Source organism: Sporobacter termitidis DSM 10068 (assembly GCF_900130065.1).
GTDB lineage: Bacteria > Bacillota > Clostridia > Oscillospirales > Oscillospiraceae > Sporobacter > Sporobacter termitidis.
The window spans coordinates 453,083-479,722 of record NZ_FQXV01000001.1; the positions used below are offsets into that span (position 1 = coordinate 453,083).

General features: G+C 58.4%; 23 protein-coding genes and 1 tRNA gene. 13 read left to right on the forward strand and 11 right to left on the reverse strand.

Annotated elements, in window-relative coordinates; genetic code table 11:
* A partial coding sequence (locus BUB60_RS20540) for an NTTRR-F1 domain (protein WP_242941126.1) occupies positions 1-713 on the reverse strand: 713 nt, incomplete at its 3' end.
* Between the two features lie 286 nt (positions 714-999).
* Entirely contained in the window at positions 1,000-2,166 is a 1,167-nt protein-coding gene (wecB, locus tag BUB60_RS02140) for a non-hydrolyzing UDP-N-acetylglucosamine 2-epimerase (protein ID WP_073075974.1), read from the reverse strand.
* Positions 2,167-2,318: 152 nt separating this feature from the next.
* On the opposite strand from wecB, the gene BUB60_RS02145 reads away from it, so the two are divergent.
* A complete protein-coding gene (locus BUB60_RS02145; RefSeq protein ID WP_073075975.1) occupies positions 2,319-3,311 on the forward strand; it encodes a CgeB family protein in 993 nt (330 codons plus the stop codon).
* A 92-nt stretch (positions 3,312-3,403) separates the two neighbouring features.
* The gene (locus tag BUB60_RS02150; protein ID WP_073075976.1) at positions 3,404-4,366 is read left to right on the forward strand and encodes an SDR family NAD(P)-dependent oxidoreductase; all 963 of its coding nucleotides are present in this window, start codon (positions 3,404-3,406) and stop codon (positions 4,364-4,366) included.
* 77 nt (positions 4,367-4,443) lie between these two features.
* Here the strand turns inward: BUB60_RS02150 and yedF are convergent, their stop codons facing one another.
* The 4 genes from yedF to BUB60_RS02175 form a co-directional block, all read right to left on the reverse strand.
* Entirely contained in the window at positions 4,444-5,058 is a 615-nt protein-coding gene (gene yedF / locus BUB60_RS02155; RefSeq protein WP_073075977.1) for a sulfurtransferase-like selenium metabolism protein YedF, read from the reverse strand.
* Between the two features lie 20 nt (positions 5,059-5,078).
* A complete protein-coding gene (gene selD / locus BUB60_RS02160) occupies positions 5,079-6,113 on the reverse strand; it encodes a selenide, water dikinase SelD (protein WP_423242338.1) in 1,035 nt (344 codons plus the stop codon).
* A complete protein-coding gene (locus BUB60_RS02165; RefSeq protein ID WP_073075978.1) occupies positions 6,098-6,385 on the reverse strand; it encodes a putative Se/S carrier protein in 288 nt (95 codons plus the stop codon). The genes selD and BUB60_RS02165 overlap by 16 nt, the downstream gene beginning before the upstream one ends.
* 205 nt (positions 6,386-6,590) lie before the next feature.
* A complete protein-coding gene (locus BUB60_RS02175) occupies positions 6,591-7,745 on the reverse strand; it encodes a double-cubane-cluster-containing anaerobic reductase (protein WP_073075980.1) in 1,155 nt (384 codons plus the stop codon).
* Between the two features lie 137 nt (positions 7,746-7,882).
* On the opposite strand from BUB60_RS02175, the gene BUB60_RS02180 reads away from it, so the two are divergent.
* The 11 genes from BUB60_RS02180 to grdD all read left to right on the forward strand — a co-directional run bounded on the left by BUB60_RS02180 (position 7,883) and on the right by grdD (position 19,832).
* Entirely contained in the window at positions 7,883-8,803 is a 921-nt protein-coding gene (locus tag BUB60_RS02180; RefSeq protein ID WP_073075981.1) for a selenium metabolism-associated LysR family transcriptional regulator, read from the forward strand.
* Positions 8,804-8,871: 68 nt separating this feature from the next.
* Positions 8,872-10,254 (forward strand): L-seryl-tRNA(Sec) selenium transferase, encoded by a 1,383-nt coding sequence (gene selA / locus BUB60_RS02185; protein ID WP_207650758.1) that lies wholly within the window; start codon positions 8,872-8,874, stop codon positions 10,252-10,254.
* Entirely contained in the window at positions 10,251-12,167 is a 1,917-nt protein-coding gene (selB, locus tag BUB60_RS02190; protein WP_073075983.1) for a selenocysteine-specific translation elongation factor, read from the forward strand. The genes selA and selB overlap by 4 nt, the downstream gene beginning before the upstream one ends.
* Before the next feature lie 90 nt (positions 12,168-12,257).
* A tRNA-Sec gene (locus tag BUB60_RS02195) sits at positions 12,258-12,355 on the forward strand.
* Between the two features lie 249 nt (positions 12,356-12,604).
* A complete protein-coding gene (locus BUB60_RS02200) occupies positions 12,605-13,864 on the forward strand; it encodes a glycine/sarcosine/betaine reductase component B subunit (RefSeq protein ID WP_073075984.1) in 1,260 nt (419 codons plus the stop codon).
* Positions 13,865-13,902: 38 nt separating this feature from the next.
* Entirely contained in the window at positions 13,903-15,186 is a 1,284-nt protein-coding gene (locus tag BUB60_RS02205) for a glycine/betaine/sarcosine/D-proline family reductase selenoprotein B (RefSeq protein ID WP_242941127.1), read from the forward strand.
* A 44-nt stretch (positions 15,187-15,230) separates the two neighbouring features.
* Positions 15,231-16,166, forward strand: a complete 936-nt coding sequence (trxB, locus tag BUB60_RS02215) for a thioredoxin-disulfide reductase (protein WP_073076260.1) — start codon at positions 15,231-15,233, stop codon at positions 16,164-16,166.
* Positions 16,167-16,184: 18 nt separating this feature from the next.
* Complete coding sequence (trxA, locus tag BUB60_RS02220) at positions 16,185-16,502, forward strand: thioredoxin TrxA (protein WP_073075987.1); 318 nt, start codon at positions 16,185-16,187, stop codon at positions 16,500-16,502.
* 75 nt (positions 16,503-16,577) lie between these two features.
* On the forward strand, positions 16,578-17,054 hold the full coding sequence (gene grdA / locus BUB60_RS02230; RefSeq protein WP_084726175.1) for a glycine/sarcosine/betaine reductase complex selenoprotein A: 477 nt from the start codon (positions 16,578-16,580) through the stop codon (positions 17,052-17,054).
* 87 nt (positions 17,055-17,141) lie between these two features.
* Entirely contained in the window at positions 17,142-18,683 is a 1,542-nt protein-coding gene (gene grdC / locus BUB60_RS02235; RefSeq protein WP_341444105.1) for a glycine/sarcosine/betaine reductase complex component C subunit beta, read from the forward strand.
* A gap of 3 nt (positions 18,684-18,686) precedes the next feature.
* A complete protein-coding gene (gene grdD, locus BUB60_RS02240; protein WP_073075990.1) occupies positions 18,687-19,832 on the forward strand; it encodes a glycine/sarcosine/betaine reductase complex component C subunit alpha in 1,146 nt (381 codons plus the stop codon).
* A 60-nt stretch (positions 19,833-19,892) separates the two neighbouring features.
* Here the strand turns inward: grdD and BUB60_RS02245 are convergent, their stop codons facing one another.
* The 5 genes from BUB60_RS02245 to BUB60_RS20040 form a co-directional block, all read right to left on the reverse strand.
* Positions 19,893-20,837: a LysR family transcriptional regulator gene (locus BUB60_RS02245; protein ID WP_073075991.1), complete on the reverse strand. Its 945-nt coding sequence runs from the start codon at positions 20,835-20,837 to the stop codon at positions 19,893-19,895.
* Positions 20,838-20,939: 102 nt separating this feature from the next.
* On the reverse strand, positions 20,940-22,403 hold the full coding sequence (locus BUB60_RS02250) for an FAD-dependent oxidoreductase (protein WP_278277460.1): 1,464 nt from the start codon (positions 22,401-22,403) through the stop codon (positions 20,940-20,942).
* 71 nt (positions 22,404-22,474) lie between these two features.
* On the reverse strand, positions 22,475-24,193 hold the full coding sequence (locus tag BUB60_RS02255; protein WP_073075993.1) for a UGSC family (seleno)protein: 1,719 nt from the start codon (positions 24,191-24,193) through the stop codon (positions 22,475-22,477).
* 37 nt (positions 24,194-24,230) lie between these two features.
* Complete coding sequence (locus BUB60_RS02260) at positions 24,231-25,571, reverse strand: FAD-dependent oxidoreductase (RefSeq protein ID WP_073075994.1); 1,341 nt, start codon at positions 25,569-25,571, stop codon at positions 24,231-24,233.
* Between the two features lie 52 nt (positions 25,572-25,623).
* The gene (locus BUB60_RS20040; RefSeq protein ID WP_073075995.1) at positions 25,624-26,523 is read right to left on the reverse strand and encodes an epoxyqueuosine reductase; all 900 of its coding nucleotides are present in this window, start codon (positions 26,521-26,523) and stop codon (positions 25,624-25,626) included.
* Positions 26,524-26,640: the final 117 nt, after the last annotated feature.

Here is a 26,640-nt window from a genome sequence, read left to right on the forward strand (position 1 = left end):
CCAGTGTCGCCTGTCGGACCAGTGTCACCTGCCGGGCCGGTGTCACCTGCCGGGCCGGTGTCGCCGGTTGGACCGGTGGCTCCGGTTGGGCCAGTATCTCCTGCCGGGCCAGTGTCACCTGCCGGACCGGTGGCTCCAGTTGGGCCAGTGTCGCCTGTCGGGCCTGCCGGGCCGGTGGCTCCGGTCGGACCTGTGGGTCCGGTGGGTCCGGTTGGACCAGTCGAGCCGGTGCCGCCCCCATTTACGGCTTGCAGCAAAGATACGTCATCAACGACTATATCAGCAGTACCAGCCTGGGCCAGCTTAGAAACCAAGACAATCGCCTGGGCTGCCCCGGCAGGCGCTACTTCAGTCGTCTCATAAATCTCCTGCCAATCTTCCGACGTGACATCCGGAAGGCGGCCGGTCGGAATAGCCAGAGTGAGTCCGGCCGACAAGAAGTTAAGAGCGGCGTCATAAAACGAGATAACAATTCCCACCTGCGGGCTTGGCAGTGGTCCGATGTTAGCCAGTGAAGCCAGAAACTCATACGCCTGGCCCGGAGTGACGGGAACAGTTTGGGCAACAAACGCATTCACGGTATTGTCAGCCAACTGTACGGAGAATACGCCAGAATGACTGAATGCGGAAGTTACCGTCGCGCCCAATCCAGTCCAGGGAGATAAAGCTCCGGTCTCAAAACCCCCATTTACTATGAGGTCGTTAAAAGACATTTTTTGCACCTCCATACATTCGAGCTACATCATCCGAAGGGTGTGCCCGAGATATCATTCACATATTAGTTTGGCGTAATAGCGCCGCTACATCATATGCCAGGCCTGATGCCGAGGTGCATGACCTCCGGGCTTTAAATTTCGTATTCATTTCGTGTCCATTATGTATGACAGTACATAGCAGCAAGCGCTCCCCGCGTCACAGGTGAACACCGTGATCTGCAGGGAGCGCAGGGGAAATCTGCTTCTCAATTTTTATTGCTGAAGCTCTGATCGACGTCCGGTTTTAATTTGAAGATGTTCCGGCGCAACTCTGCTCCATGCCGCATTGTTTCATCCATGTAAATCGATTGATAATTTTCGTGTAGCTCTGGATCAGCTTTACGACCTTTTGGCTGACATTTGTATCCGTATAGTCTGCCACAGTGTTCGTCGCTTTCTCGGCCGGAAGCAGCGATAATGCCAGGTCCGCCGCTTGCAGGAGTTCCTGTTTTGCTATACCGCCTATTATCAGCGTCCCCTTATCCAGGACCTCCGGCCGCTCCGTAGAGGTTCTGATCAGTACGCCTTTAAATCCAAGGATGGCGCTTTCCTCGGACAACGTTCCGCTGTCGGAAAAAACACATCTTGCGTTCATCTGAAGGCGGCAGTAATCGATAAAGCCAAAGGGGCTTAAGCATCTGACAAGGGGATGAAATTTGAAATCCCGGTCCTTTATAAATTTCATACTCCGCGGGTGCACGGAATAAATAACGGGTATTCCGTATTCTTCCGCGATGGCGTTGATCGCGCTCATGAGCGATAAAAAGTTTGCTTCATTATCAATATTTTCTTCTCTGTGGGCCGATACGACAAAATATCCGTCCGCCTTCAGTTCAAGCCGCTCCAGGATATCACTCGCCGCAATCTTTTCCCTTTGCCGCAAAAGCACTTCCGTCATCGGTGAGCCGGTGACAAAAATGCGTTCTTTCGAGAATCCTTCGCCGAGCAGATACCGGCGCGAATGCTCCGTATAGGGCAGATTAATGTCGGAAATATGATCGACGATCCTGCGGTTGATTTCCTCCGGCACATTAAAATCAAAACACCTGTTACCGGCCTCCATATGAAAAATCGGTATTTTCAGACGTTTGGCAGAGATGGCGGAAAGCGTCGAATTGGTATCGCCCAGCAGGAGCAGCGCATCGGGCATTTCTTTTTTCAGAACATCATACGACAGCGAGATGATATGTCCCATATTTTCACCGAGGTCTCCGGTGGCGCAGTTCAGGTTGTAATCAGGAGCTCTGATCCCCAGCTCGCTGAAAAATATCCCGTTAAGTGCGAAATCCCAGTTCTGGCCGGTGTGTACCAAGACATGGTCAAAGCATAAATCAAAGGCTTTAATGCACTCCGACAGCCGGATGATTTCAGGCCTTGTCCCCACGATCGTCATAAGCTTCAGTTTGGACATTATTCCAGCTCCCCTGCCGTAATTCGTCTTTTAATATCGCCAGTTCATATTATTCATCGCCGTGAAAATCGTTACATGCCCCCGCACCAGTTAAAACCGGCGGACATAATAATAATCACGGACAACAAATTACAGCTCGGAATGGATTGAAAATGAAGGTTTTAATATACGGTCATAAAATATTCGCCAACGACATGCTGTGGGGCTTTCTGCAAACAGGCTGTGATGCCCGGGTACTGAACACGGCCACCGTCGAGCAGTTCGACAAGACGCTCGAGAGCATGAACCCGGATCTTTTGATAACCCTGGGCCCTCCGCTTGAGCTTAACCACAGTGTCATGCAGTTTATCGGCAACCGGAACGCCTCCGCCATGAAATACGTCCACTGGGATACCGACGGAATATCCAGCCAGTTCTATAAATCTGCGAGCGGAGAAGGGATTGAAATGGACGTCATCCACCTGTCCCGGCCCGATCTTGTCCTCACGATGTGTCCCGACATGCTGGATTGTCTCAAAAGCCAGAATATCGCATCTGATAGGATGAACTACGCATACAGTCCCATGTCGCATCATCCGATCAGCGGTGCCGACGCGTATCATCACCTGTTCAGCATCATTGGCCAGTCTTATCTGCGGTTCGCTCAGCAAAATCCGGAGCATTACCGCTATCGATCCATAAAAATTCTTCTGCAGCCGCTCATAGAAAATAATTATAAAATTGCTTTCTTCGGCGATGACGATTATCGGACGCTATTGAAGACGTTATATCAACTGGACGTTCCCAAGCACTGGTTCAAAGGTTATCTGCCGTATGAGCAGACATGCGGCATTTATAACAGCACCTATATCAATCTTGTAACGCAAAATCACGAGCACACCTTAACAAAGCGCACCTTTGAAATACTGGGTTCCGGCGGCTTTCTTATTTCCTCAGAAAACGATGAAATCAAACGATTGTTTACGCCCGGCAAGGACCTGGAGGTTTCATCCTCACCCGAGCAGACGCTGGAGCTCGTCCAATATTACAGGAATCATCCCGAAGCCCATGCTGAAATTCGCAGAAACGCCATTATCACAGCGCAGGATCATACGTATAAGCAAAGAGCCGAATTTATATTAAAAAAGTTATCCTTACCGTCATAAGCAGCACCGCATGACGCCGGAGATTGACTTATCGGGCCGGCCTGGATTATTATAGGGAAAGGAAACCAATAACAAACAAAGGAGATTAGACCATGACAGATTTCAAGGGTAAAGTTGCATTTATCACCGGCGGCGCCTCCGGCGCGGGCTTCGGCATGGCGCAGATTTTCTCCGAGGCGGGCTGCAAGGTCGTCATCGCCGACGTGCGCCAGGATCACCTGGATCAGGCGATGGAGTATTTCAGGAGCAAGAAAGCGGATGTCCATCCTATTCTTCTGGACATAACCGACCGCAAGGCCTATATCGCCGCGGCGGACGAGGTGGAACGCGTTTACGGCACACCGCCCCAGATTCTCCTCCAATCGGCGGGTGTCAACGCCTTCGGCCCGGCGGAAGCCTCTACATACGAGGACTATGACTGGATCGTGGGCGTCAACCTGGGCGGCATCGTCAACGGCATGGTAACGTTCGTGCCGCGAATGATCAAAGCCGGCCACGGCGGACATATCGTCACCATTGCCTCGCTGGGCGGCCTTGGCCCCGGCCCCACCACGGCGCCCTATTCCTGTTCCAAGGCCGCCGTCATCAACCTGATGGAGACTTATTATGTGGCGCTCAAGCCCTACGGCATCAGCGTTATGGCCTTTTGTCCCGGCAATATGAACACAAACATCCACGAGGCGGCTAAAACAAGACCTCAGCGCCTGCAGAACTCCGGCTATTACGAGAGTAACGAGACAGCCGAGGCTTACAGAAAGCACAATGCCCTCGGTCTTGATATCCGCGAGGTAGGCCAGCATGTCATGAAGGGTATCGAGCAGGGCATCGTTATCTATATCCCCAATGATGACCGCGAGGAGATCATGCGGGTGGCAACCCAGCGCATGATCGATTACATGACGCCGGAGGGCATGAAGAGACAGGCCGCTCTGGAAGGGGCGCCCCCCGCCGAAATGCCGCCTGAGGAAATAGCGGCCATTGTTGAAGCCAATAAGGTAGGCTGGGCCAAGGCAAAAAGCGACCTTGACTGGATCGACAAAAATAAAAAAGCATAAAAAGCAAATAATTCCCCAGATGCCGAAAAGCCCCGATTTCTTTTGAAATCAGGGCTTTTTATCTGCCGGGACATGCTTTAGATATTGATCACATTTGCCGCGGCGGCCAGCTTTTCGGTAATACCGAACATGTTCGTAACGGCGCCGACGGCGAGCTTTTCCTGCAGATTATAGTAGTTCAGGCAGGTGCCGCAGGTGAAGATTTTTGTGCCCTTCTCCTCGAGCTTTTTGAGGTCGTCGATGGTGTTGGCGCCCTCGGTGGTGAGATACGCGCCGGAATTGAAGAAAAAGACATAGGCGGGCGGCGCGGGCAGCTCCGTCAGGGAATAGACAAAGCCCTTGATGAGGATCTTGCCAAGCTCTTCGGCCCCCTCCCCCATCGTGTTCCGGCCGATGGCCACGACAAGTCCTTCCCCGGGCGCGCATTGGATATCCTGCGGCACATCGGCGGCTGTGGCCTGGACCGGCGGCGCTTTGCCGTCCAGCGAAACGGATACGTCAAAGGCGTCCGGGGACTTCTCCGCATAGGTGAAGCCGTAACCGTAGCCCTTGGCCATCTTTTCGAGGTTCTGCACGGCGACGAAATTGTCCACCTTGACGAGGATGCTGTCGGCGCCGGGCCTGGCCAGCGCTTTTTTGGCCTCGATTACGGGAATAGGGCACGGTTTGCCCAGCATATCGATGATTTCCATTGCTTTCACTCCTTTTTTAGTCAGCGAAACAGAATGATGTCTTTATCTCTTTCAGCGATCTCCCCGATGATCTGTGCCGAGGGGTCGTCGGCCCGGATAGCGGACAGCAGGTCCTCCGCCTCGCCGGCGGCGACGCTGATGAGCAGTCCGCCGGATGTCTGGGGGTCGAACATGAGCTCCTGCAGGGCAAACGGCAGCCGCTCCACGTCGGCTTTGCCGGCGAGATGATTGCGGTTTCTCTGCCCCGCGGCGGTGAGCAGATACTCCCCTGCATACCGGTATGCCTCATCGAAATACGGCAGCTCATCCGGGTAAACAACAACGGATACCGCGTCGCCCGCCATCTCGAGGGCGTGGGCAAGAAGGCCGAAGCCGGTCACGTCGGTGCAGGCGCTGACGGAATGCCCCGCCATTTTCTCGGCGGCGTATTTATTCAGGCGCTCCATAGAGGCCGTCGCTTTTCGGACGGCTTCCATGCTGGCGGCCTCGCCGCGGAGGGCCGCCATGATGATGCCGACGCCGAGGGGCTTTGTCAATATGAGCTTATCCGACACCCGGGGCGTGTCGTTGCGAATGATCTTATCCGTGTCCACGATGCCCGTGACGGACAGGCCGTATTTCGGCTCCTTGTCGTAAATGGAGTGGCCGCCCGACAGGACCGCGCCGGCCTCCATCACCTTCTCCGCCCCGCCGACGAGAATCTCCTTCAAGACAGCCGTATCCATCGCCTGCGGAAAACAGACGAGATTGAGCGCGGTGAGCGGCCGGCCCCCCATGGCGTAAACGTCGCTCAAGGCGTTTGCCGCCGCGATTTTGCCAAATATCCTCGCGTCGTCCACCATGGGTGGGAAGAAATCGACGGTCATCACAAGACTCCGCCGGTCGTCCAGCCTGTAAACGGCGGCGTCGTCGGAGGACCCATACCCTACCAGGAGGTTATCGTCCCGCAGTACCGGCAGCCCGGTCAGGAGCTGCGACAATGTGCCGGGGCTGATTTTCGCCCCGCAGCCGCCGCTGGTACAGCTCTCCAGCAACGCGTTCAGTTTCCGTTCCATAAATCACTCCTGTCGTCCACCGCGCCGTAAACATACGTGTTGCCGGCCGCTGTCCGCACATACACGCCGTTATCGGCGATGCTGTTCCCGCACAGAACTTCCAGGGCGGCCCCGATCTGCTCTTCGGGCAGACGAAGGCAGATGCCGCAGCCGGCCCGGACCTGGGACGGCAGCGGCATGACACCGACGCGCAGCCGTGCCGCCAGCAGATACTGTTCCGCCTTGATCGCGCTGCTCGTATTGTCGAATGTGATGATATATTCCGCCGTCATCTTTTCGATCCCGCTGCTCCCTCGGGCAATCAGCCCGCGCCGACCCGCTTTTCGCCGTGCCGGTCTTCCTTTGCGCCATGTCCCGCAACGGACCTGGGCAGATATTTTATCAATAATGCCACTATAATACACGAGGCGATTTTGTCAACAAAATTTCCGGCAACGGTCGACAAAAACCAAGAGACCTTTTTCGACCGCCCGTCTTTCATGAAATCATCTCGATAAACGCGCCGAGCCGTGTCTTCAGTTGGGCGGCGTCCGAGGTGGAGTAGTCGGTCTCGACGCTGATGAAGGGGACGTTTCCCTTTTGCATCAGGCACCGGACCGCGGCCGTCTCAACGGCGTATGTATGACAGGCCTGCAGCGTCATCTCCACGACGCCGTCGACCTTGAAATCTTTCACCAGCCGGGACAGGAGCGCCATCCTGTTGTCGTTGGGCGTCATGACGCTGCAGCCGATCTGCAGATATCTGTCGGCGATGGCCCTGTACGGCTCGGCCTCCTCGTCCACAAGGAGCTCGTTGGGTTTGATGCCGATGCAGTTTTCATACCCCACCACAACGCCGCCCGACTCCTCGATGGCCGCGACGATCTTTTCCGTTACGCCGGCCAGCGGGCAGCCGGTGATCAGGATGCGTTTAGACGACGCGGGGACCTTCTCGGCGCCGACGGCGGCTTCCGCTTTGAGCTTGTCGATCGTCTCCCGGAGCTCTTTATTTTTTTCCTCGATATCGAACTTGAACTGGGAACCGTACAAGACCTTCAGCTGCTCGGCGCCGGTCATCGGCGGCGGCACGGCCCGGCTGAGCTCATAAAACTCCTTTAAAAGCTCTCTCTCCTCGTTTTTGAGCCGGATTGCCCTTTTGATATCGTCTTCGGCGATTGTGACACCGAATTCCTCTTCAACCCGCTCTTTGAGCCGCAGGACCTCGCTGTACCACAGCGCCCTGGAGGCCTCGTCTTTCTGCGTCTGCGGCAGCTGCATGACGTGAACGTTTTTGAAATCTGACAAAAGCTCGTACATCTTTTTCTTGCCGTCGCAGGTCGTCTCGCCAACGATCAGGTCCGAGAAATACATGTAGGGGCACTTGTCGGTGACGGCAAAGCCGTAGCTCGCTTTGATGAGCGGACACATGTTTCCCGGCAGGACCTTCTCGGCTTCCGGAATCGTTTCGTCGGAAAAGGCACAGAGGCCCACCGAAACGGCGCCGGCGGCAAGGAACAGCTCCACCGGCGTATACGTGCAGAAATTGCCGACGACCTTTTTCCCCTGATCCTTCAGGTCCTTGACGGCGATAAATCCCTGCTTTCGGGCGTCGCCGAAGCTTTCAAACTGGTCCGGTAAATCGTGTAAAGTCATAGAAAGCACCTTTCAGGAAATGACGTGTACAGACTCTTCTAGACTTAAAATACAGGCTGAAAATTCAACTTGCAATATTGAATATTAATATATACTATAGTACTTATCAAAATCTTTAATAAAGAGGTCTGATCTGTATGGATTTTAAGCAGCTGGAGGCCTTCGTCAAAACGGTAGAGCTGAGCAGCTTTTCAAAAGCCGCCGAGGCGCTCTTTTTATCGCAGCCCTCCATCAGCGTCTATGTGAGCGCCCTCGAAACGGAACTGGGCGCTAAGCTGCTCACGCGGACGACAAAGGACGTCACGCCCACGCGAAACGGCAAGCTCTTTTACGAGTACGCCAAGAACATGCTGTCCCTGCGGGAAAAGGCCGTCTTTTCAATACAGAGCCGCTCGAACTCCTATCAGGGGGAGCTGGAAATCCATGCCTCCTCCGTCCCGGCGCAGTATATCCTGCCGGAGATTATCGTCGACTTTAACAAGACCTATCCCAACATCTCCTTTCACATCACCATGTCGGACACGTTTAACGTGATAAACAGCGTTATCGGGCAAAAATGCGAGATCGGCGTCGTGGGCGCCAGGACGGAGACGGGCAAGTGCGACTATAAATTCATCACCTCGGAGGCTATCGTCCTGATTACGCCGCCGGGCTCCCCGCTGACCGAGGACACCCTGTCAGAGCGGATTTATTCAGAAAATTTCATTACGCGCGAGGAGGGGTCGGCCACGCGGTACCACGCCGAGGAATTTTTGATGAAGCTGGGCGTGGACCCCGGCAAGCTCAAGGTGGTGGCGCAGCTGACGAATATGCAAAGCGTCGTGTACGCCGTATCAAAGGGGCTCGGCATTTCCATTGTCTCGGAGATCGCCGCACGGGATTATATCACCAGCGGTCTTGTCTCAGTCGTGCGGCCGAAGGACGTTGAGCTCCGGCGCAGCTTCTATTTTGTGTACCGAAAGGACGCCATCCTGTCGCCCAAGCTGAACCTGTTTGTGAATTACGTCTGCGGCGCTTACGCGGGCGCTCCGGAGGCGCAGGAGACAAACCCGGCTTGACAAGCGGCCCGGGGCTATGTCTAAATATGGACATAATCTCACACGTCACCGGAAAGGAGACCTCCACCGTGAACGATACAGAAAAGCTGCTCCGGCGTATCCCGAACGTGGACAAACTGATGCATTCTCCTGTCCTCGCCGTATCCGAGCTGCCGAGAACCGTTGTCCTTGACGCCGTCCGCGGCGTCCTGGAAACGCTGCGCCGGTGCATTCTCGCCGGCGAGATCGCGGATATCGGGGACGATGAGGCCATCTGCCGCGCGGCCCTCGAAGAGGCGCGGGCATCGTATTTTGCCGGTGTCCGGCCTGTCATCAACGGCACGGGCGTCATCCTGCACTCCAATCTGGGCCGGGCCTGCCTGTCTGAAAATGCCGCCGGAGCGGCGGTACGCGCCGCCGGCAGCTTTTCCTCGCTGGAATACGACCTGGAGGCCGGCGAGCGGGGCTCCCGAACGGCGGCACTGGAGACATGGCTCAAAAAGCTCACCGGCGCGGAGGCGGCGCTCGTCGTCAACAACAACGCCGCCGCCGTGCTGCTCATTCTCTCGGCGGTCGCCGCCGGCGGCGAGGTCGTCGTCTCCCGGGGCGAGCTGGTGGAGATCGGCGGATCGTTCCGGGTGCCGGAAATCATGGAGCAGTGCGATTGCCGGCTGCGCGAGGTCGGCACGACAAACAAGACGCGCCTGAGCGATTATGAGGCCGCCGTCAACGAGAACACACGCACGCTGATGAAGGTGCACACCAGCAATTTCAGGGTCGTCGGCTTTACGGAAGCCGTGTCTATCGAGAGCCTTGCCGCGCTGGGGCGCTCCCGCGGCCTGCCGGTCATCGAGGACATCGGCAGCGGAGCGCTGGTACGGATGGAAAAATACGGACTGACCGGCGAGCCTTTCGCCGCCGACAGCCTGGCGGCAGGTGCCGATATTGTGTCCTTCAGCGGCGACAAGCTGCTGGGCGGCCCCCAGGCCGGGATCATTCTGGGGAAAACGAAATACTTAAAGCTGATGAAAAAGCACCCTCTGTACCGGGCTCTCCGCGTGGACAAGATGACGGTGGCGGCGCTGGAGGAGACGCTGCGGGCCTACAGCGACCCCGATCGCGCCGAGCTTGAGCTGCCGGTGCTCATAATGCTCTCGGCAGCGCCTGAAGTACTCCGGGAAAAAGCGGAGCGCTTGTACAAACTCTTAGCGGACAACGGTATTGAAGCGGAGGTCACGCAGGTTTTCTCGACGACGGGCAGCGGCTCCGTGCCGGGAAGCGAGCTCCCCTCTTACGCCGTTTCGGTGACGCCGGGCGACGGAGGCGCGGCGGCGCTGGACCGGCGGCTGCGGCTGGGCGAGACGCCGGTGCTCGGGCGGATCGTGAAGGAGCGCTACCTGCTGGACGTCCGCACGATATTTGAAAAAGATATCGGCAAAACGGCCGCGGCCGTCAGCGAGGCCTTCAAATGAAAAACGTCATCATCGGCACCGCCGGTCACGTCGACCACGGCAAAACGGCGCTCATCATGGCGCTGACGGGTATCGACACCGACAGGCTGGCGGAGGAGAAGCGGCGCGGCATCACCATCGAGCTGGGCTTTGCGTATCTCGACTTTGACGACGGTACCCGGGCCGGCATCGTCGACGTGCCGGGGCACGAAAGGTTTATCCGCAACATGCTGGCCGGTGCGGGCGGGATCGATCTGGCCATGCTGATCGTCGCGGCCGACGAGGGGATCATGCCCCAGACGGCGGAGCACCTGGGCATTCTCTCCATCCTCGGCGTCAAAAGCGGCCTCGTGGCAATCACAAAATCCGATCTGGTCGAGCAGGAGTGGCTTGACATGGTGACGGCGGACGTGGAAGAGCTCGTCAGCGGCAGCTTTCTTGAGGGGCAGCCCATCGTCCCCGTCTCCGCTTATTCAGGCGCGAATCTGGATACGCTCCGGCAGGAGCTGCGCCGGCTCATTGACGGGGTTTCGGAAAAGAACGTGCGCATCCCCTTTCGGCTGCCGGTGGACAGGATTTTCTCCATGGAGGGCTTCGGCGCCGTGGTGACGGGAACGCTCATCGAGGGTGTGGTGAACGTCGGCGACGCAGCCGAGGTACTGCCCGCCCGCCTGCCCGCCACGGTGCGCAACATCCAGGTGCACGGCAGATCGGTGCATTCGGCAGGCGCCGGACAGCGGGTGGCTTTAAACCTCTCGGGCATCAAAAAAAGCGATATCGAAAAGGGCAACGTGGTGGCAAAGCGTGATACTGTGCGGACTGCCGCAATGCTGGACGTCAAGCTGCAGGTCTTGCCCGAATCAAAACGCACGATCAAAAATGCCTCTCAGCTGCACCTGTATCACGGGACACGCGTTCTTTTGGCCAAGGCGGTGCTGCTGGACAGGGACGAGCTTTTGCCGGGACAGAGCTGCTACGCGCAGCTGCGGCTGACGGAGCTCCTGCCCTCCAAGACCGGCGACCGGTTCGTGGTGCGCTTTCTCTCCCCGCTGGAAACCATCGGCGGCGGCGTGATACTGGACCCCGACCCGCCCAAGCGGAAGCGCAGCGACCCCGACGCGCTGGACGCTCTGAAAATCCGCGAGAGCGGCAGTACGGACCAGCACATCTATCAGGCGGCCGTAAAAGAAGGCCGTACCGTGCCGTCGGACGCGCTGCGGCGGGCGCTGGATATGACCGAGGAGGAGTTTCGCCTCGAGCTGGAACCGCTCACCGGTGCCGGGCGGCTCATCGAGCTGCTGCCCGGGAAGCTGATCGCCGACGCTGTTCTCGACGCGCTGTCGGAATCATGCCGGACGCTGCTGGCGTCGTATCACAAGGAGCATCCGCTGCACGCGGGGCTCCGGGTGGCGGAGCTGCGTCAGAAGCTTTTAGGCAAGGAAGAAACCGCCGTTGCCAACGCGGTGATGAATGAGCTGTGCCGGGAAGGCTCCATCCGCTTCGAAAACGGCCGGGTATCGCTGGCTGCTTTTGAGGTGCGGCTGACAAAACGCCAGCGCGCCATCCGGGAAAAGATACTGGATGTCTACAGAGCCGCCGGCTACGAGTCGCCGCCGCCGGAAGAGATTCCAGGCCTCTTTGGGCCGGGCGATAAAAACGACGTCCGTCAGGTCACCGAAAGCCTCCTCTCCTCCGGGGAACTTGTCATGCTGACGCCACAGATTTACTGGCACAGAGACACGTTTGAAAAGGCCCGCGCCTCCGCCGAGGCGCATTTCAAAACAAACGCCGAGCTGACGATGCCGCAGTACCGGGATCTGCTCGGCACCTCGCGCAAATATGCTCTCGCCATGCTGGACTATCTGGACAGCGCCAGGGTGACGAAAAAGGCCGGCGATATCCGCACGATTTTCCGGGGCTTCGGCGCGCTGTGAGATGAGACCCGACGCATTTTGCATACCGGCGCGAAAATTAGGAATTGCGCATGCCGGCCCGGTGTGGTATTATCTGTTGAAGAATCGCATGGAGGTAGATGGGTAGCTGGTGTGCCCCACGGTCTTCAAAACCGATGTGGGCGGTTAGTAGCCGCCTCGGTGGGTTCGATTCCCACATGCCTCCGCCATAAAAAACCGCCCTCAAAAGGCGGTTTCTTTTATGGACACCCTCGTCCGGTTTCCCATTTTACAGCAGTCTCGCGGCCTCGCGGGGCTGCTGTTATTTTCTTTCGATACAACGGCTTGGCGCGATTTTCGCTATGCCATCTGCGGAATATCAATCTGCTTAAATGTCATCGCCGGGTCTGTTGCATTTTAAAAGCACGCAAGGTATCATTTTCTTAGAATATTACTGCCACGAAAGGAGGCCTCGGATTATGAAGCTCAAGCGATTGTACGTTGATATCGACGGTGTCGTTTTTGACAGCCGCTCGTTTATTGACGGCCACACGCTGCATATCTCGAAGGAAGAGCTGGAAGCGGTCGCCGGCGATAAGGCGTTTTCAACGGTGGAGCTTTTTGTCGCCGCCCCCGGCACCAGGTGCCGTATTTTAAACATGGGCGACATCGTACAGCCCACGCTGAAGCTGGAGGATGAGGACGCCACCTTCCCCGGCGTCGTCGGCCGGATGAAAACAGCCGGACGCGGCACCAGCCTCATGCTTCGGAACGTGGTGATCTCCGAAACTGCGGAGGTCAAAATTCAGCTGCCCTCCCTTGTTGAAATGACCGAGCTCGGCGCGGCGCATACGGATTTCGCCAAATATTTTCACATTGTCATTGACGCTTTCCCTGCGGAAGGCGTCCCCAGAGAGGACTATCTGACGGCGCTGCACAAGGCCTCGAAGAAGCTGGCAAAGCATGTGGCGGCCATCGCCAAAGACTGCGCGCCGGATGACACCGAGGAATTCACCCTGGAGCGCGAAGGCCTTGACGGTCTGCCACGCGTGGCATACCTGGCCGACGTGTTCTGCCACGCGCCGTTCGTGGAGATGACGCTCTACGGCGAGAGCATGGCGGCGGCGATGCCGGTCATCATCCACCCCAACGAGATCCTCGACGGAGCCGTGACGAACAAGGATTACGACAACTCCTCCAACGCCGACCCCACGTATGTCTGGCAGAACCACCCCATCATTCTGGAGCTCTACCGCCGGCACGGGGTCGACCTGAACTTCGCGGGCGTTGTCCTGAGCAACATCCACCACACGGTGGAGTGGAAGCAGCGCAACGCGACGATGGCGGCCGCCATGATACACAATCAGCTGCGCGCGGACGGCTGCATTATCACAAAAGAGGGCGGCGGTCACCCGCAGGTGGACGTCGGCTTCGCCACCGACGTGCTGGAGGGTGAATTCGGCGTCAGGACGACGCTGATTCTCGCCGAGTTCCTCTCGCCGAATAACGACGCCCGCGGTCAGCTGCTTTTCAAATCGAAATATGCCGACGCCATCGTCTCTACCGGCTGCTTCGATATGGTGGACCTCCCCGCGGCCGATACCGCGATCGGCCACATTCCGACGCTCATGCCCACGAAGGACGGAACTCTGGCCGGCCCCGTGACTATCAACAACAGGTCGATGCAGGGCTGCGAGAGCCAGATGGGCTGGACGCGGTTCGGCAGCTTAAAATTCTGACATGGCGTGTAACCAAACAATAAGGAGGTAGATGCATCTTGGCGGAAAAACTGCGCGTTGTTCACTATATCAACCAGTTTTTCGGGCAGCTGGGCGGCGAGGACGCCGCCAGCACAGGCATCCGGACGGAAACCAAGCCGGTCGGTCCCGGGCTCAGCCTTCAGGCGGCCTTGGGAGAACGTGCCGAGATCGTCGCGACGATCATCTGCGGCGATAACTATATCGCCGAGCAGCTTGAAAAGGTGACGGACGAGATCGTTGAAATCATCAGAGGGTATAACCCGGATATGTTCTTTGCCGGTCCCGCGTTCAACGCGGGGCGCTACGGCGTGGCGTGCGGCTCCATCTGCGCGGCGGTGAAAAAAAAGCTCGCTATTCCCGCCGTCACCGCCATGTACGCCGAGAACCCCGGCAAGGAGATATACGCGACCGACATTTTTATTCTCAAGGCCGGCGACAACGCCCGCAAGATGGCGGACGAGACCCGGAAAATGGCACAGTTCGCTTACAAGCTCCACGACGGAACGCTGGAGCGCGACCCGGAAAAGGAGGGCTTTTACGAGCGCGGCTGGATGGTCCTGAAAAAGCACGAGGACATGGCGTCCAAACGCGCGGTGGATATGCTCCTCGATAAACTCCACGGCCGCCCCTTTAAAACAGAAATCCCGATGCCGACGGAGGAAAAGGTCGACGCGCCGGCCCCAATCAAGGACCTCTCCGCGGCCACGGTGGCCCTCATCACGGACGGCGCGCTTTGTCCCCAGGGCAATCCCGACGGGATGCGGACGGGCAACTCCACCACCTTCTTCGTCTATTCCGTCGAGGGAAAAGATACGCTGACAAAGGAGGAATACACCTGCGTCCACGGCGGCTTCGACACCTCCTTTGTCCTGCAGGACCCGAATCGCCTTGTACCCCTGGACGCGCTGCGCATCCTGTCAGGCGAGGGCTTTGTAAAAATGCATGAGGCGTTTTTGTCCACCTCCGGCCTTACCACCCCCGTCACCAGCAGCGTCAGTATCGCGAAAGGAATGATCGACTACGTCAGAAGCCACAGTATTGACGCGGCCATTCTGACCTCCACCTGAGGCACGTCCACACGCTGCGGTGCAGTGATCACAAGAGAATTTGAAAAAGCGGGGATTCCCATCGTCCAGTGGTGCAACATGACGCCCGTGGCCGAATCCATCGGCGTCAACAGGCTGATGGAATCCAAGAGCATCAAGTATCCCTTCGGCAATCCGGACGTCCCGCCCGAGCAGGAGAAGCTTGAGCGCGTGCAGATGCTGAAAAAGGCGCTCACCCGTCTGACCCAGCCGTAGATATCCATCCCATGTAAGATGAAGAGAGGGCTTTGGAAAAAAACATGGTTTATGACGTCATTATCATCGGCGCGGGCCCCGCGGGGCTGTCTGCCGGACTCTACGCCGGGCGCAGCCGCCTTAAAACATTGATCATCGAAAGGGCGCAGGACGGCGGGCAGATCGCGATCACCGACGAAATCGAGAATTACCCCGGTTCCCTGCCGGAGCACGAATCCGGCAAGTCTCTGGTGGCCAGGATGGCCGGCCAAGCTAAAAGCTTCGGCGCCGAGCGCCTGGCCGACGTGGTCAAAAGCGTCAGCCTGGAGGGCGGGATCAAAAAGGTCGCGTGCGCAAAGGGCACCTTTGAGGCGCGCGCCGTCATCATCGCCACCGGTGCGCACCCGCGTCCCATCGGGTGCGAGAACGAGGGCAGATTCATCGGCAAGGGCATCTCCTTCTGCGCCACCTGCGACGCCGCCTTTTTTGAGGGCATGGAGGTCTTCGTGGCCGGCGGCGGCGACTCCGCCGTGGAGGAAGCGCTTTACCTCACGAAGTTTGCCCGGAAGGTCACGATCGTCCACCGTCGGGACGCGCTCCGGGCGGCAAAGTCGATCCAGGAAAAGGCGTTTAAAAACGACAAAATCCACTTTTTATGGAACAGCGTCATCGTTTCGGTGGACGGGGACGGCGTCATGTCCTCCATGAAGGTGAAGGACACGCGAACAGGCGTCGTCACGGAATTTCAGGCCGACGAGGACGACGGCATGTTCGGGCTGTTCGGATTTCTCGGCTATGTCCCCAATTCCGAGCTGTTCCAGGGCCTTTTGCCGCTGGAGAGCGGCTACATCAGGACAGACGAGGATATGCACACCGGAATTCCCGGCGTTTTCGCCGCCGGCGACATCCGCGTAAAGAGCCTCCGCCAGGTCGTCACGGCGACGGCGGACGGCGCGATCGCCGCCATGCAGGCGGAGCGGTATATTTCCGGGCTTGAATAACGAACGGAGGACAAATACATGATAGAGCTGACAAAAGAGACATTTGAAGACGAAGTGCTCAAGGCCGAGGGCAAGGTGCTCGTCGATTTTTACGGCGACGGCTGTGTTCCCTGCGAGGCCCTCAAGCCCCGGGTCCATGAGCTGGCCGAGAAATACGGCGACAAGCTGAAATTCACGGCGCTCAACACGACAAAGGCGCGGCGCCTGGCCATCGGCCAGAGTATTCTGGGACTCCCTGTCATCGCCATCTACGAAAACGGCGCAAAGGTCCAGGAGCTCGTCAAGGACGACGCCACGCCGGAAAATGTCGAGGCCATGATCGCTAAATATCTATAATAGAAGCGCCGCAGGGCATCCTGCCGGGATGCTCTCCGGCTTTCTATATAACTCTTAGGAAGGGAGGAATAAAGCTTGGCCATACTCAATGGAAAGAAAGTCGTGATTATCGGCGACCGTGACGGAATTCCCGGACAGGCAATTGAAGAATGCGTCAAAACCGCGGGCGCGGAAGTCGTATTTTCCTCGACGGAATGCTTCGTCTGAACCGCCGCGGGTGCAATGGATCTGGAAAACCAGAAGCGCGTCAAGGAATTTTCGGACAAATACGGGCCTGAAAACATTGTCGTTCTTCTCGGCGCATCAGAGGGCGAGGCCTCGGGGTTGGCTGCAGAAACAGTCACCGCGGGCGATCCGACCTTTGCCGGGCCATTGACAGGGGTCTCGTTGGGACTCCAGGTGTACCATGTGTGCGAGCCTGAAATCAAATCAGAATTTGACAGTGCCGTTTACGAAGAGCAGGTCAGCATGATGGAAATGGTCATCGACGTTCCGGATATCGTGAAAGAGATGACGACCATCCGCGACCAGTACTGCAAGTTCTGCTCCTAGGACGTAACATGAGGGTTGAGCGGCTTCGCTGTGCGCAGCCGCTTTTCCTTACAATAAATTTATACATTATAATATATATTAAAGGGCGTGTTGAAACTGAAGAGCGTCATCAAGGGCGCCGGGTATATTCTTGTACATACGCCGGACATGGTGCTGACAAGCGGGACGACGCAGACCACGGAGCGCACCGTTAACCCCGACAGCCCCTATCTGGCGGAATTGCCCGGCCATATCAGAAGCTATGAAAAGGTCCTGGAATATTACCCGAACCAGGTTTATATCGGAAACGTCACCCCCGGTGAATTTGAGGCCGTCCCCTCCCCCTGGCATGACAAAGCGTGCCCGGTAACGAGCCGGCACGGCAAATTCGGCGAGATCATGCCGCAGGAGGAATTTCTCCTCCTTATGCAGGCCTGCGACGTGTTCGACCTTATTAAGCTTGAGGCCGGCTTCGTCGCCGCCGTCAAGCCAGCGCTGGCGTCAGATCCCGTGGTTTCAGAGGACATTCTGGCGCGTATTCCGACAGGCACCCCGGCGGAAGAAATCAAAAGGCTCGTGGACGAGGAGCACGCCGAGGGTCTCCTTCACCTCGGCAAGCTCGTGGGCTGCATGAAGCGCGCCCATGACATCGACGTAAACCTGTCGGCCCATGTGATGCTGGAAAACATCGTCTCCAAGGCGTCCTCCGTGCTGGCGCTCCTGCACGCCGTTAAAAACACGGGCATCGGCAAGGCGGAGATTGAATACGTTATCGACTGCGCCGAGGAGGCGTGCGGCGATATGAACCAGCGCGGCGGCGGGAGCCTGGCCAAATCGGCCGCCGAGATCGCCGGTTTAACGCGGGCCACCGGCTCCGACTGCCGCGGCTTCTGCGCGGGGCCGGCCCACGCCATCGTTGAGGCGGCGGCACTGGTCACCGCCGGCGTCTACACCGCCGTCGCCGTCACCGCCGGCGGCTGCACCGCCAAGCTGGGTATGAACGGCAAGGACCATATAAAAAAGGGGCTGCCTGTGCTGGAGGATATGCTCGGTGGGTTTACAGTGATCATTTCCGCCGACGACGGTGTGAGCCCGGAGATCAATCTGGATATCGTCGGCCGCCACACGGTGGGTACCGGCTCATCTCCCCAGGCGGTCATCTCCTCTCTCGTCACGGAGCCGCTGGAGAAAAGCGGCATGAAAATCCTCGACATCGACAAATTCGCCCCCGAGCTGCAGAACCCGGATATCACAAAGCCGGCCGGCGCCGGAGACGTGCCGCTGTCCAACTATAAAATGATCGGCGCCTTGGCCGCCAAACGCGGCGAGATCACGCCGAAGGATCTGGACAGCTTCGTTAAAGAGCATGGCCTTATGGGCTGGGCGCCCACGCAGGGGCATATCCCCTCGGGTGTGCCATATCTCGGCTTTGCGCGGGAAGATATTATTTCCGGGAAAATCAAAAACGCCATGGTCATCGGCAAGGGGAGCCTCTTCCTGGGCCGTATGACAAATCTCTTCGACGGGGTTTCCTTCGTCGTCCAGAAAAACAGCGGCGTGGCCCAGGCGGCATTGGACGAGGGCGCGGTCAAAAAGCTCATCGCCGAGGCGCTCCGGGGCTTCGCCCAGTCGATGCTCAGCGAGGAATAAATTATGGATACTCTGAAACAAACGGTAGGGCGGGCCTTTCTGGAGCTGGCGGACGCCCTGGAAAGCGGCACATACGGGCCAAAGCCGAAGGTCGCCGTCACAGGGCTCGGCAGCGAGCACGGCGAGAAGAACGTGCTGGCGGGCGCTGTTTTGGCGGCACGGCGCGGCCTGGACGTCATGTATATCGGGACGCTGAGCGACCCCGGCGTCGCCGCGGTTTACGCGGAGACAGAGGAGGACTGCCGCAGCAAAATGGAACAGCTTTTAGACGCCGGCGATATCGACGGCGCTGTGACGATGCACTACCCCTTCCCCATCGGCGTTTCCACTGTGGGGCGGGCGGCAGCTCCGGCCACAGGCCGGGAGATGTTCATCGCCACAACGACCGGCACGTCCAGCGCCGACAGGGTCCAGGGCATGGTGAAAAACGCCCTGTACGGCATTGTGGCCGCCAAGGCCTGCGGTATCGAAGCGCCATCCGTCGGTATTCTCAACATTGACGGGGCGCGCCAGACGGAGGCCGCGCTCCGGCAGCTCCAGTCCGGCGGCTACGCGGTCACATTCGCCGAGTCCGTCCGCTCGGACGGCGGGGCGGTACTACGCGGCAACGACGTGCTGCTGGGTACGCCGGACGTTCTGGTGTGCGATCCGCTGACCGGCAACGTCCTGATGAAAATGCTCTCCGCCTTTACCTCCGGCGGGAGCTTTGAAACTGTCGGCAGCGGCTACGGGCCGGGCATCGGCAGCGGCGGCCGGCTGGTGCTGATCGTCTCCCGCGCCTCCGGCGCGCCGGTCATCGCCAATACCCTCGCCTACGCCGCCGACCTGATCCGGGGCAGGTGGCGGGATGTCTTCCGGGCTGAGCTGGCATCGGCGGAACAGGCCGGGCTGAGCAAAATATTAGAAGCGAAGAAAAACAAACCGGCCCAGGCAGCGGAGGAAGACGTCGCAAAACCCGCCGCAGAGCCGGTCCCCGCCAGCATCACCGGCATCGAGGTCATGGATATCGAGGACGCTGTCCGCGTCCTGTGGAAAAACAATATCTACGCCGAAAGCGGCATGGGCTGCACCGGCCCCCTCGTGATGATCAGCGAGAAAAATCACGAGAAGGCAACGTCGCTGCTGAAAGCGGCGGGGTACATCGATTAACCGCGTACTTAAAAAAGGCGCGTCTGGGAAGCCGCGCCCTACGTTTATGTCCATGATCCTCTACTTAACTTCGCGGCATCTGAAAACCGTCATCTCCTCCGGGTCGTCGGGGAGCATATCGATGAAATCCTGCGCCTCCTTTGTGATGTCGTTCGTCCGCCAGGCAACCGTCAGATATGGGTCGCCCGCCATGGGCGGCAGCTCGAGGAATTTGATTTCCTCCCGGCCGGGAGCATTTGGGAAGTATCCGCAGACGCACATGCCCCGCCCCTGCCGCATGGTGCGCATCAGCGACTGGAAGTTGAGCGTAAACAGTACGTCCTTCGGGTGAATACCGTATCGGTCCAGCACGACCGCAATGCTCTCCTTATCCTTGACCTCATCGTCCAGCACCAGCATATAAAAAAGCTCGTCTTCAAACGCCTGTTTATCGATATCCCGGAAATCATCATACGCCGCGAGAGGGTGCTTTGCCGACATTGCCAGGCACATCCGGACTCTGCAGACCTTTTTCATGGACAGGTGCGACGCGTCCCGCAACTGAAAATCATGGATAAGGGCAACGTCGATATCGCCGAAAACGAGGGCCTGCTTCAACTCCATAAAATCAAACAAAATCTCATCCAGCTCGATCTCCGGGTGCCGCGAAGAAAAGCCGTCGATGTGTTTTTTCAGCTTGTCGTAATCCTCGCTGGCATCGTAGGTGCTGGGATAGCCGATGCGCAGCAGCGTGGATTTTTTCATCTCCCGGGCAACCTGAATATTCTTGCAGATATTATTATAGGTTGGTTTCAGCTTCGTATAGAGAAACTCGCCCTCCCGCGTCATCGCGAGGCCTCTGTTGGTGCGCACGAAAAGCGTGAGGCCGAGGCCGTCCTCCAGGCGCTGTATCATCTTGCTCAGGGACGACTGCGACGTTCTCATGGCGCCGGCCGCCGCAGAGACGTTTAGGCGTTCGGCCACCGTAAGAAACGCCTCCAGATGCTTGAAATTGACGTTGTACATGGCGGATGCCTCCTCCTCTCCCCGTATAAGCAGACGATACCGCAGCATCTGTCAAAAGCCGCCATGTGACCATGGCGGCTTTTGCAGTATTCGGCGGCAGCTTCAGCGGACGCCGTCGAGGATGACGCGCTGGCTGCGCAGGACGTCCTGGAGCTCTTTGATATAGTTTTCGGCCTCAAGCTGCCGCGGGGTAACGCCGTGCTTGACACACAGGGCGGCGGCGGCGCCGGCGGCCTGGCCGGAGACCATCGTCTCCTGCAGGAATCGCTGGTACGCGCAGCGCTCGGCAGAGACGTGTTTGCCGGCGATGAGCAGATTTTCGATCTTTCTCGGGACGAGCATCCTGTAGGGCAGGTCGTAGGTGCCTTTATTGGGCGGCTTCACAGTGCCCTTTGCCGAGGCGGCGATGGTGCGGTTGTCCGCCACGTGGACGGCGCCGGCGGAGAAGGTGCTCTTGCCGATGCAGTCGAAATGACGGCGGCCCTCCGCCACGTCGTCCCAGCCCAGGACATAGTCGCCCATGATGCGGCGGCCGTCGCGGAGGCGCATCTCAATGCCCATTTTCGTCAGATAGGCATTCTGGAAGCCGGGCATATATTTCCGGAAAGCGTTGACGGCAATCTTGATCTGCCGGCGATTTTCAACCTCGCCGTAGGTCAAATCCCACGGATCGCAGCTCCAGAGATTCGGCACCTGGGCAGAGTGCTGGCAGTGGGCCTGCAGGTGGTTGCCGTCCGGCTTGGGGCCGATGAAAAAGCCCATGCCGGCATACGGATGCCAGTCGCCGTTTTTGATGGCCTCGTTCATGATGTCGAAGAAGCCGAGCATGTCGCCGAGCTCCGCGATATCCTTAACATTGCGGATGAGCTCATAGCGCTCCTCCGGCGTCCGGTCCATGTCGCCCCGGGGCAGGATCTGGTCGGGATGCGCCTTGATATAGGCCAGGGTCTCGTCCCAGTTGATGCCGTCCAGCGTGAAGCAGACTGTGTGGGGCTCGTTTTCCTCGCGGGGCAGGAGCTCGTATTCGCAGCCGGCCCGCACCGCGATGTCGCCCTCGCCGGTGCACTCGATGACGACCTTGGCCTCAAAGTACTGCCGGCCGGCGGCGTTTTCAACGACGACACCGTGGATGCCGCTGCCATCTTTGATAACGTCGACGACCAGGGAGTGCAGGAGAAGATTCACGTTATTTTCTGTCATCATCTCGTAGATCAGAAGGCCCCACCATTCGGGGTCGACGAACGAAAAGATATAGTCTGAGCCGGAGCGATACGCGTTCATATCCGTGGGCCGGGCGTGGTTTTCCTTCAAAAGCCGCTCATGGGTCTCGCCGATAAAGCCGTCGATCACGCGCTCGCCGGCCTCGTTGTAAAGGTAGGCGTAGGAAAAACCCGGAGGGCCGAAGACGTTCATCTGTCCGCCCAGCGCGCCGAGGCGCTCTATGAGGAGTGTCTTCGCGCCGCCTCTGGCGGCGGCGATAGCCGCGGAAACGCCGGAGGTTCCGCCACCGCAGACGATCACGTCATATTTATAATCTCTGACCATGTTCATTCTCCTTTTCGTGATTGCGAAATTTTTTAATTAAAGTCCCGCGCAGTCCCTCGCCCCGATGGGGCGAAGGATTGTGCATTTTGTTTTTATTTCTTGACCTCGAAGTCGTTAACGGACTTGGCTACCGTGCCGTCCGGCAGGCGGAGCGTCTCGACGATGCCCTCGCTGTGGAGCGCCCAGGGCAGGATAACGGCGGAGTGGCCGCCGCGGCCGCCGATGGTGATAACCTCCACGTCCTTCGGGCTTCTGGTGACGGGCATCGGGTGCTTGTTCTTGAAGCTGGCCGGGCGCACGGGCACCAGTCCGCGGCCGTTGACCATCGGCGTCTGATGGTAGGCGTAAGTATGGATATGCTCCTGGATCATCTCCTTGGTGTAGCCGTCCTTCTTGAGCATCATGCCGTGGTCCGGCGTGAGGCAGACGATCAGGGGCCCGGGGATGTAGGCGTTGTTGGAGCCCAGCGTCGTGCAGCAGTCGGTAATGGTGTCTAAAAGGTCATGGCCGTTGAGGCTCAAAAAGTCGATGATGTCGTGCTGCGGCTCGGCCTTGAGGACGTAGACGGTCGTCGTCCCGGCGTCAAAGCGGTCCTCGTTGATCATGTTCCACTGGGCAAGGGACGGCTCCTCGGCAAAGCAGTAAGTGAACTCGGCCTGGGAGGCCAGGCAGTCCAGGTCGATGAAGCCCGGGAAAGCCCTGCAGACGTTCAGGATGACCAGGTTCACCGCGCGGCCGATGGTGGCGTTGGCGGGATAACCGGGGCCCATGCAGCCTTGCTTTCCTGAAATGCCGATTTCCTGGGCAATCGGCCCGCTGACGAGGACGAGATTGCCGCCGGGATGCGACGTGGTGACGGATTGGATCAGGTTATACTTCGGGTTGTTGAGCGCCTTGAAGGCGGCGATCAAAACGGGCATCGCGTTGGGCTTGCAGCCGGCCATGACGGCGGCAATGGCAATATCCTTCACCGTGATGTTCTGTCCCGTGGGGCCGACCTCCTCGCAGAGGATCATATCCTCCGGGAAAGGGCAGTACTCGAACATCTTCTTGTAACGGGCCTTTGTGGGCGGGATGATCGGCAGGCCGTCCGAAATGTGCTCGTCGTTGAAGAAGTCGTTGATCTCCTCCATATATGCGCCGGGCTCCAAGAGCTTTTCCGGGTCCACCTTGATCTTGTCGATGATGGGCAGCAGGCCGTTTTGAGCGGGCGGAACCACGTCCATTTTGAAGGGGATGGCCGCCGTTTCCTTCAGCTTTTCACCTGTGGCCGTGAGGGAGTTCATGATGTAGTCCCATTTCAGATCCACCTGGGCGGTGATCTCCTCATAGGTGCTGGCCTGGTAGACGTCCACCGAGCACAGGCAGAGGTTGCCGGCGCGGTAAGCGCCCACGCCTTCCGTGATGCCGGAGCCCGGAGGTGCCGTCATATAGACGGTGGGGATGCCCAGCTTCTCCAAAGCGATGGTAACGATCGTGGTGGCGGCGGAGGTCCCCATATCGCCGAAAGCCACGACGGCGGCCGTCGGCTTTTCCTTCGCCACCATTTCGGCGTAGGCGTACAGCTTTTCGGTATTCTTTCCGCGGACGGTCTCGTAGAAATCGACGAAATTGGTGATGCCGAGCGCTTGAAAGCGCTCCTTGATGCGGTCAAAAACGGCGATGTAATTACAGAAATCGAGCTTCGTGTTATTGTAAAATGCAATTTTCCCTTTCTGAAGCTCTTCCAGGGTGACGCGCGGGGCGAGCTTGATGACCTCTCGGTTTTGATGTCCTCTCGGGTCAAGCAGATCGTGCAGTTTTTCGCTCATAACGCATTTTCCTTTCCGCCTTAAGCTGAGTATGTATTTAATCGTAGAGATAGACTCCCTGTGATTTCAGTGTTTGCCGCAGCTTCTTAACATTGACGCCGCGCGGCTGTACGTTCTCGTCCAGCGCCCGGGCCGCGGCCGTGCCCGCCACCTCGCCCAGCGCCACGCAGTGTGGTATCCAGCTGGCGGCCTCATTGGCCGTCTCCTCCGAGGAGAAGCAGCGGCCCGCGGCCAAAAGGCCGTCGGCTTTTTCCGGCACGAGCACGCCGTACGGCATCTCGATCCTCGGGTATTCCTCCGTGCCGCCCAGCGTCGGTATGACGGCGACGAGATCGTCCCGCCCTGTCCTGCGGGCGATGTTGTCCATGGTCAGCCGGGAAACGCCCTTCAGGCGGCGGCTGCCCCGGGTGCCGATCTGGGAGGCGATGTCGTAAAGATACGCGTTCTCCATACCGGGAAAATTATTGCGCAGATGATCGATGATCGTTTCGATGGAATTCGTCATGGTGAAGGCAGTGCCCGTCAGCCCTTCTATCGTCATGCAGCTTCTTGGAATCCAGTTGTTGATCCACATAACGTCGCGCCGGTGGCCGGAGAAGGGGTACATCTGAAAGCCGAGCTTCTCCTGCAGATCCTTGAAGGCGCCGCCCTGGGCATGGGGATTTGAGACGATTTCCCGGAGCGCGCCGGCGTAAACGTCATAGTCGGCGCCGGCCACGCGGAAGACGAGGGCCGTGTTGCCGGTGCGGGCGGTGGAGAACGTGGAAAACTCAAACTCGGCGCCGGCGGAGGCGAAAATGTCGCCGTCTCCCGTGCAGTCGATAACGACCCTGGCGAGAATCGCTTTTCTGCCCTCCTTGCTCTCGAAGATCACGCCGGCGACCGCGCCGTCCTCTGTCACGGCCTGCGCGCCCCAGCAGCCGCAGCAGACGCGGATGCCGTAATCGCGCACCAGGTCGTTTAAGACGATTTTGAGCATTTCCGGATCGACGTTGACGCCGTAGCGGATTCTGTCCAAGCCGAACAGTCCGTGGTGCCGGTATTTAATTAAAACCTTTTCATCCGTCGAGCCGAGCTCAGAGAGCTCCGGACCGAAAACGGCGTCCGGCTTGGCGCGGAGGCGGCTGACCCATTCGTCCATGATCCCTGAGACGAGCAGCTCCGGCCCGTCGCTTAAAAATGGGATGGCCAGCACCTGGCCGCCGGTGGCCATGCCGCCGAGCGTGGCATAACGTTCCATCAGGATGATTTTGCCGCCCTTGTTTTTTGCCGTCGCCACGGCGGCCGTCACACCGGCCGGACCGGCGCCGACAACGAGAATATCGCATTCGTCGTAGACGGGGACCTCCCGCGCCGGCTCAGATATCGTTTTTGTCATCCGCTCACTCCTATTCCCACATGAATGCCGCGGGGTACCGTACCCTCGGGCGCTACCCTTTCTTACCGGCCATGGCGCCCCTGCTGATGCCAGTCTTCTTGAATTTCTCTCCCCAGTTTCCCGCCGGGCAGTAGGACAGGCACTTGCCGCAGTTATGGGAGGTGTGGTGCTGCAGGCCGCCCTCATAGACCGGCATGCACGCCTGGGCTTCCAGGATATCTTTTGACGTGGGCTCGGGTGTGGTCACGTAGTCCTCTCTGCCGCCGAGTTCTTTCGTCAGGGCGAGAGTCGCCATCTGACATTTATTCCAGTCGATACGGCAATATTCCATGCGCTTGCCGCCGGGACTGGCGACATAATGCTCCCCTTCGCCGTATTTGCTGAGGGCGCCGGTGGGACAGACGCTGGTACAGATGCCGCACGCTGGGCTGCACAGGGGCTTTCCGTCATACAGGGGGTCCGGCTCCAGCTCCAGCGTGGTCAAAATCACGCCGAACCTGTTGCGCGGGCCGAATTCCGGCGTCATGACAAGCCCATGCCAGCCGAGCTCGCCAAGGCCCGCGGCGACGGCGGCGTGGCGCAGGCTGAGCTGTACCCCGTTCGTCATCGGGCCGGTGGAGCAGGGCGTGGCACAGGCGCCCGTGGTGCGCTCGATGAACTGCGCGATGCCGTAACAGGCGTATGTCAGCTCAAAATTCGGCAGCATGGAATATCCATATGTTCCGTAAATGCCCTTCAGGTCTCTTCTGCCGTCCTCAAAGGCCCGGAAGTTGACCTGGACGGCGCCGTCCAGAAGCCGGACCCCGACAACGATGACCGATTTGCAGCCTGGCAGAATCTCGCACGGGTGCCGCCCCTGGGGCGATTCGCCGAACCTGTCAACACCGGCAATGCCGCAGAGATCCATCCCGAGCTTGAACGCTGTTTCCTTGACTGTTTCCTTGACATCCAATTGATACACCCCCGTTCTTGCTTCTTGACGAAACAAGGCCATAATATTGTTTATTTTTAGTCTAAAGAAAACAAAAAGTCCTGTCAATCTCGATTAAGACCGCCTGTCATAACCATC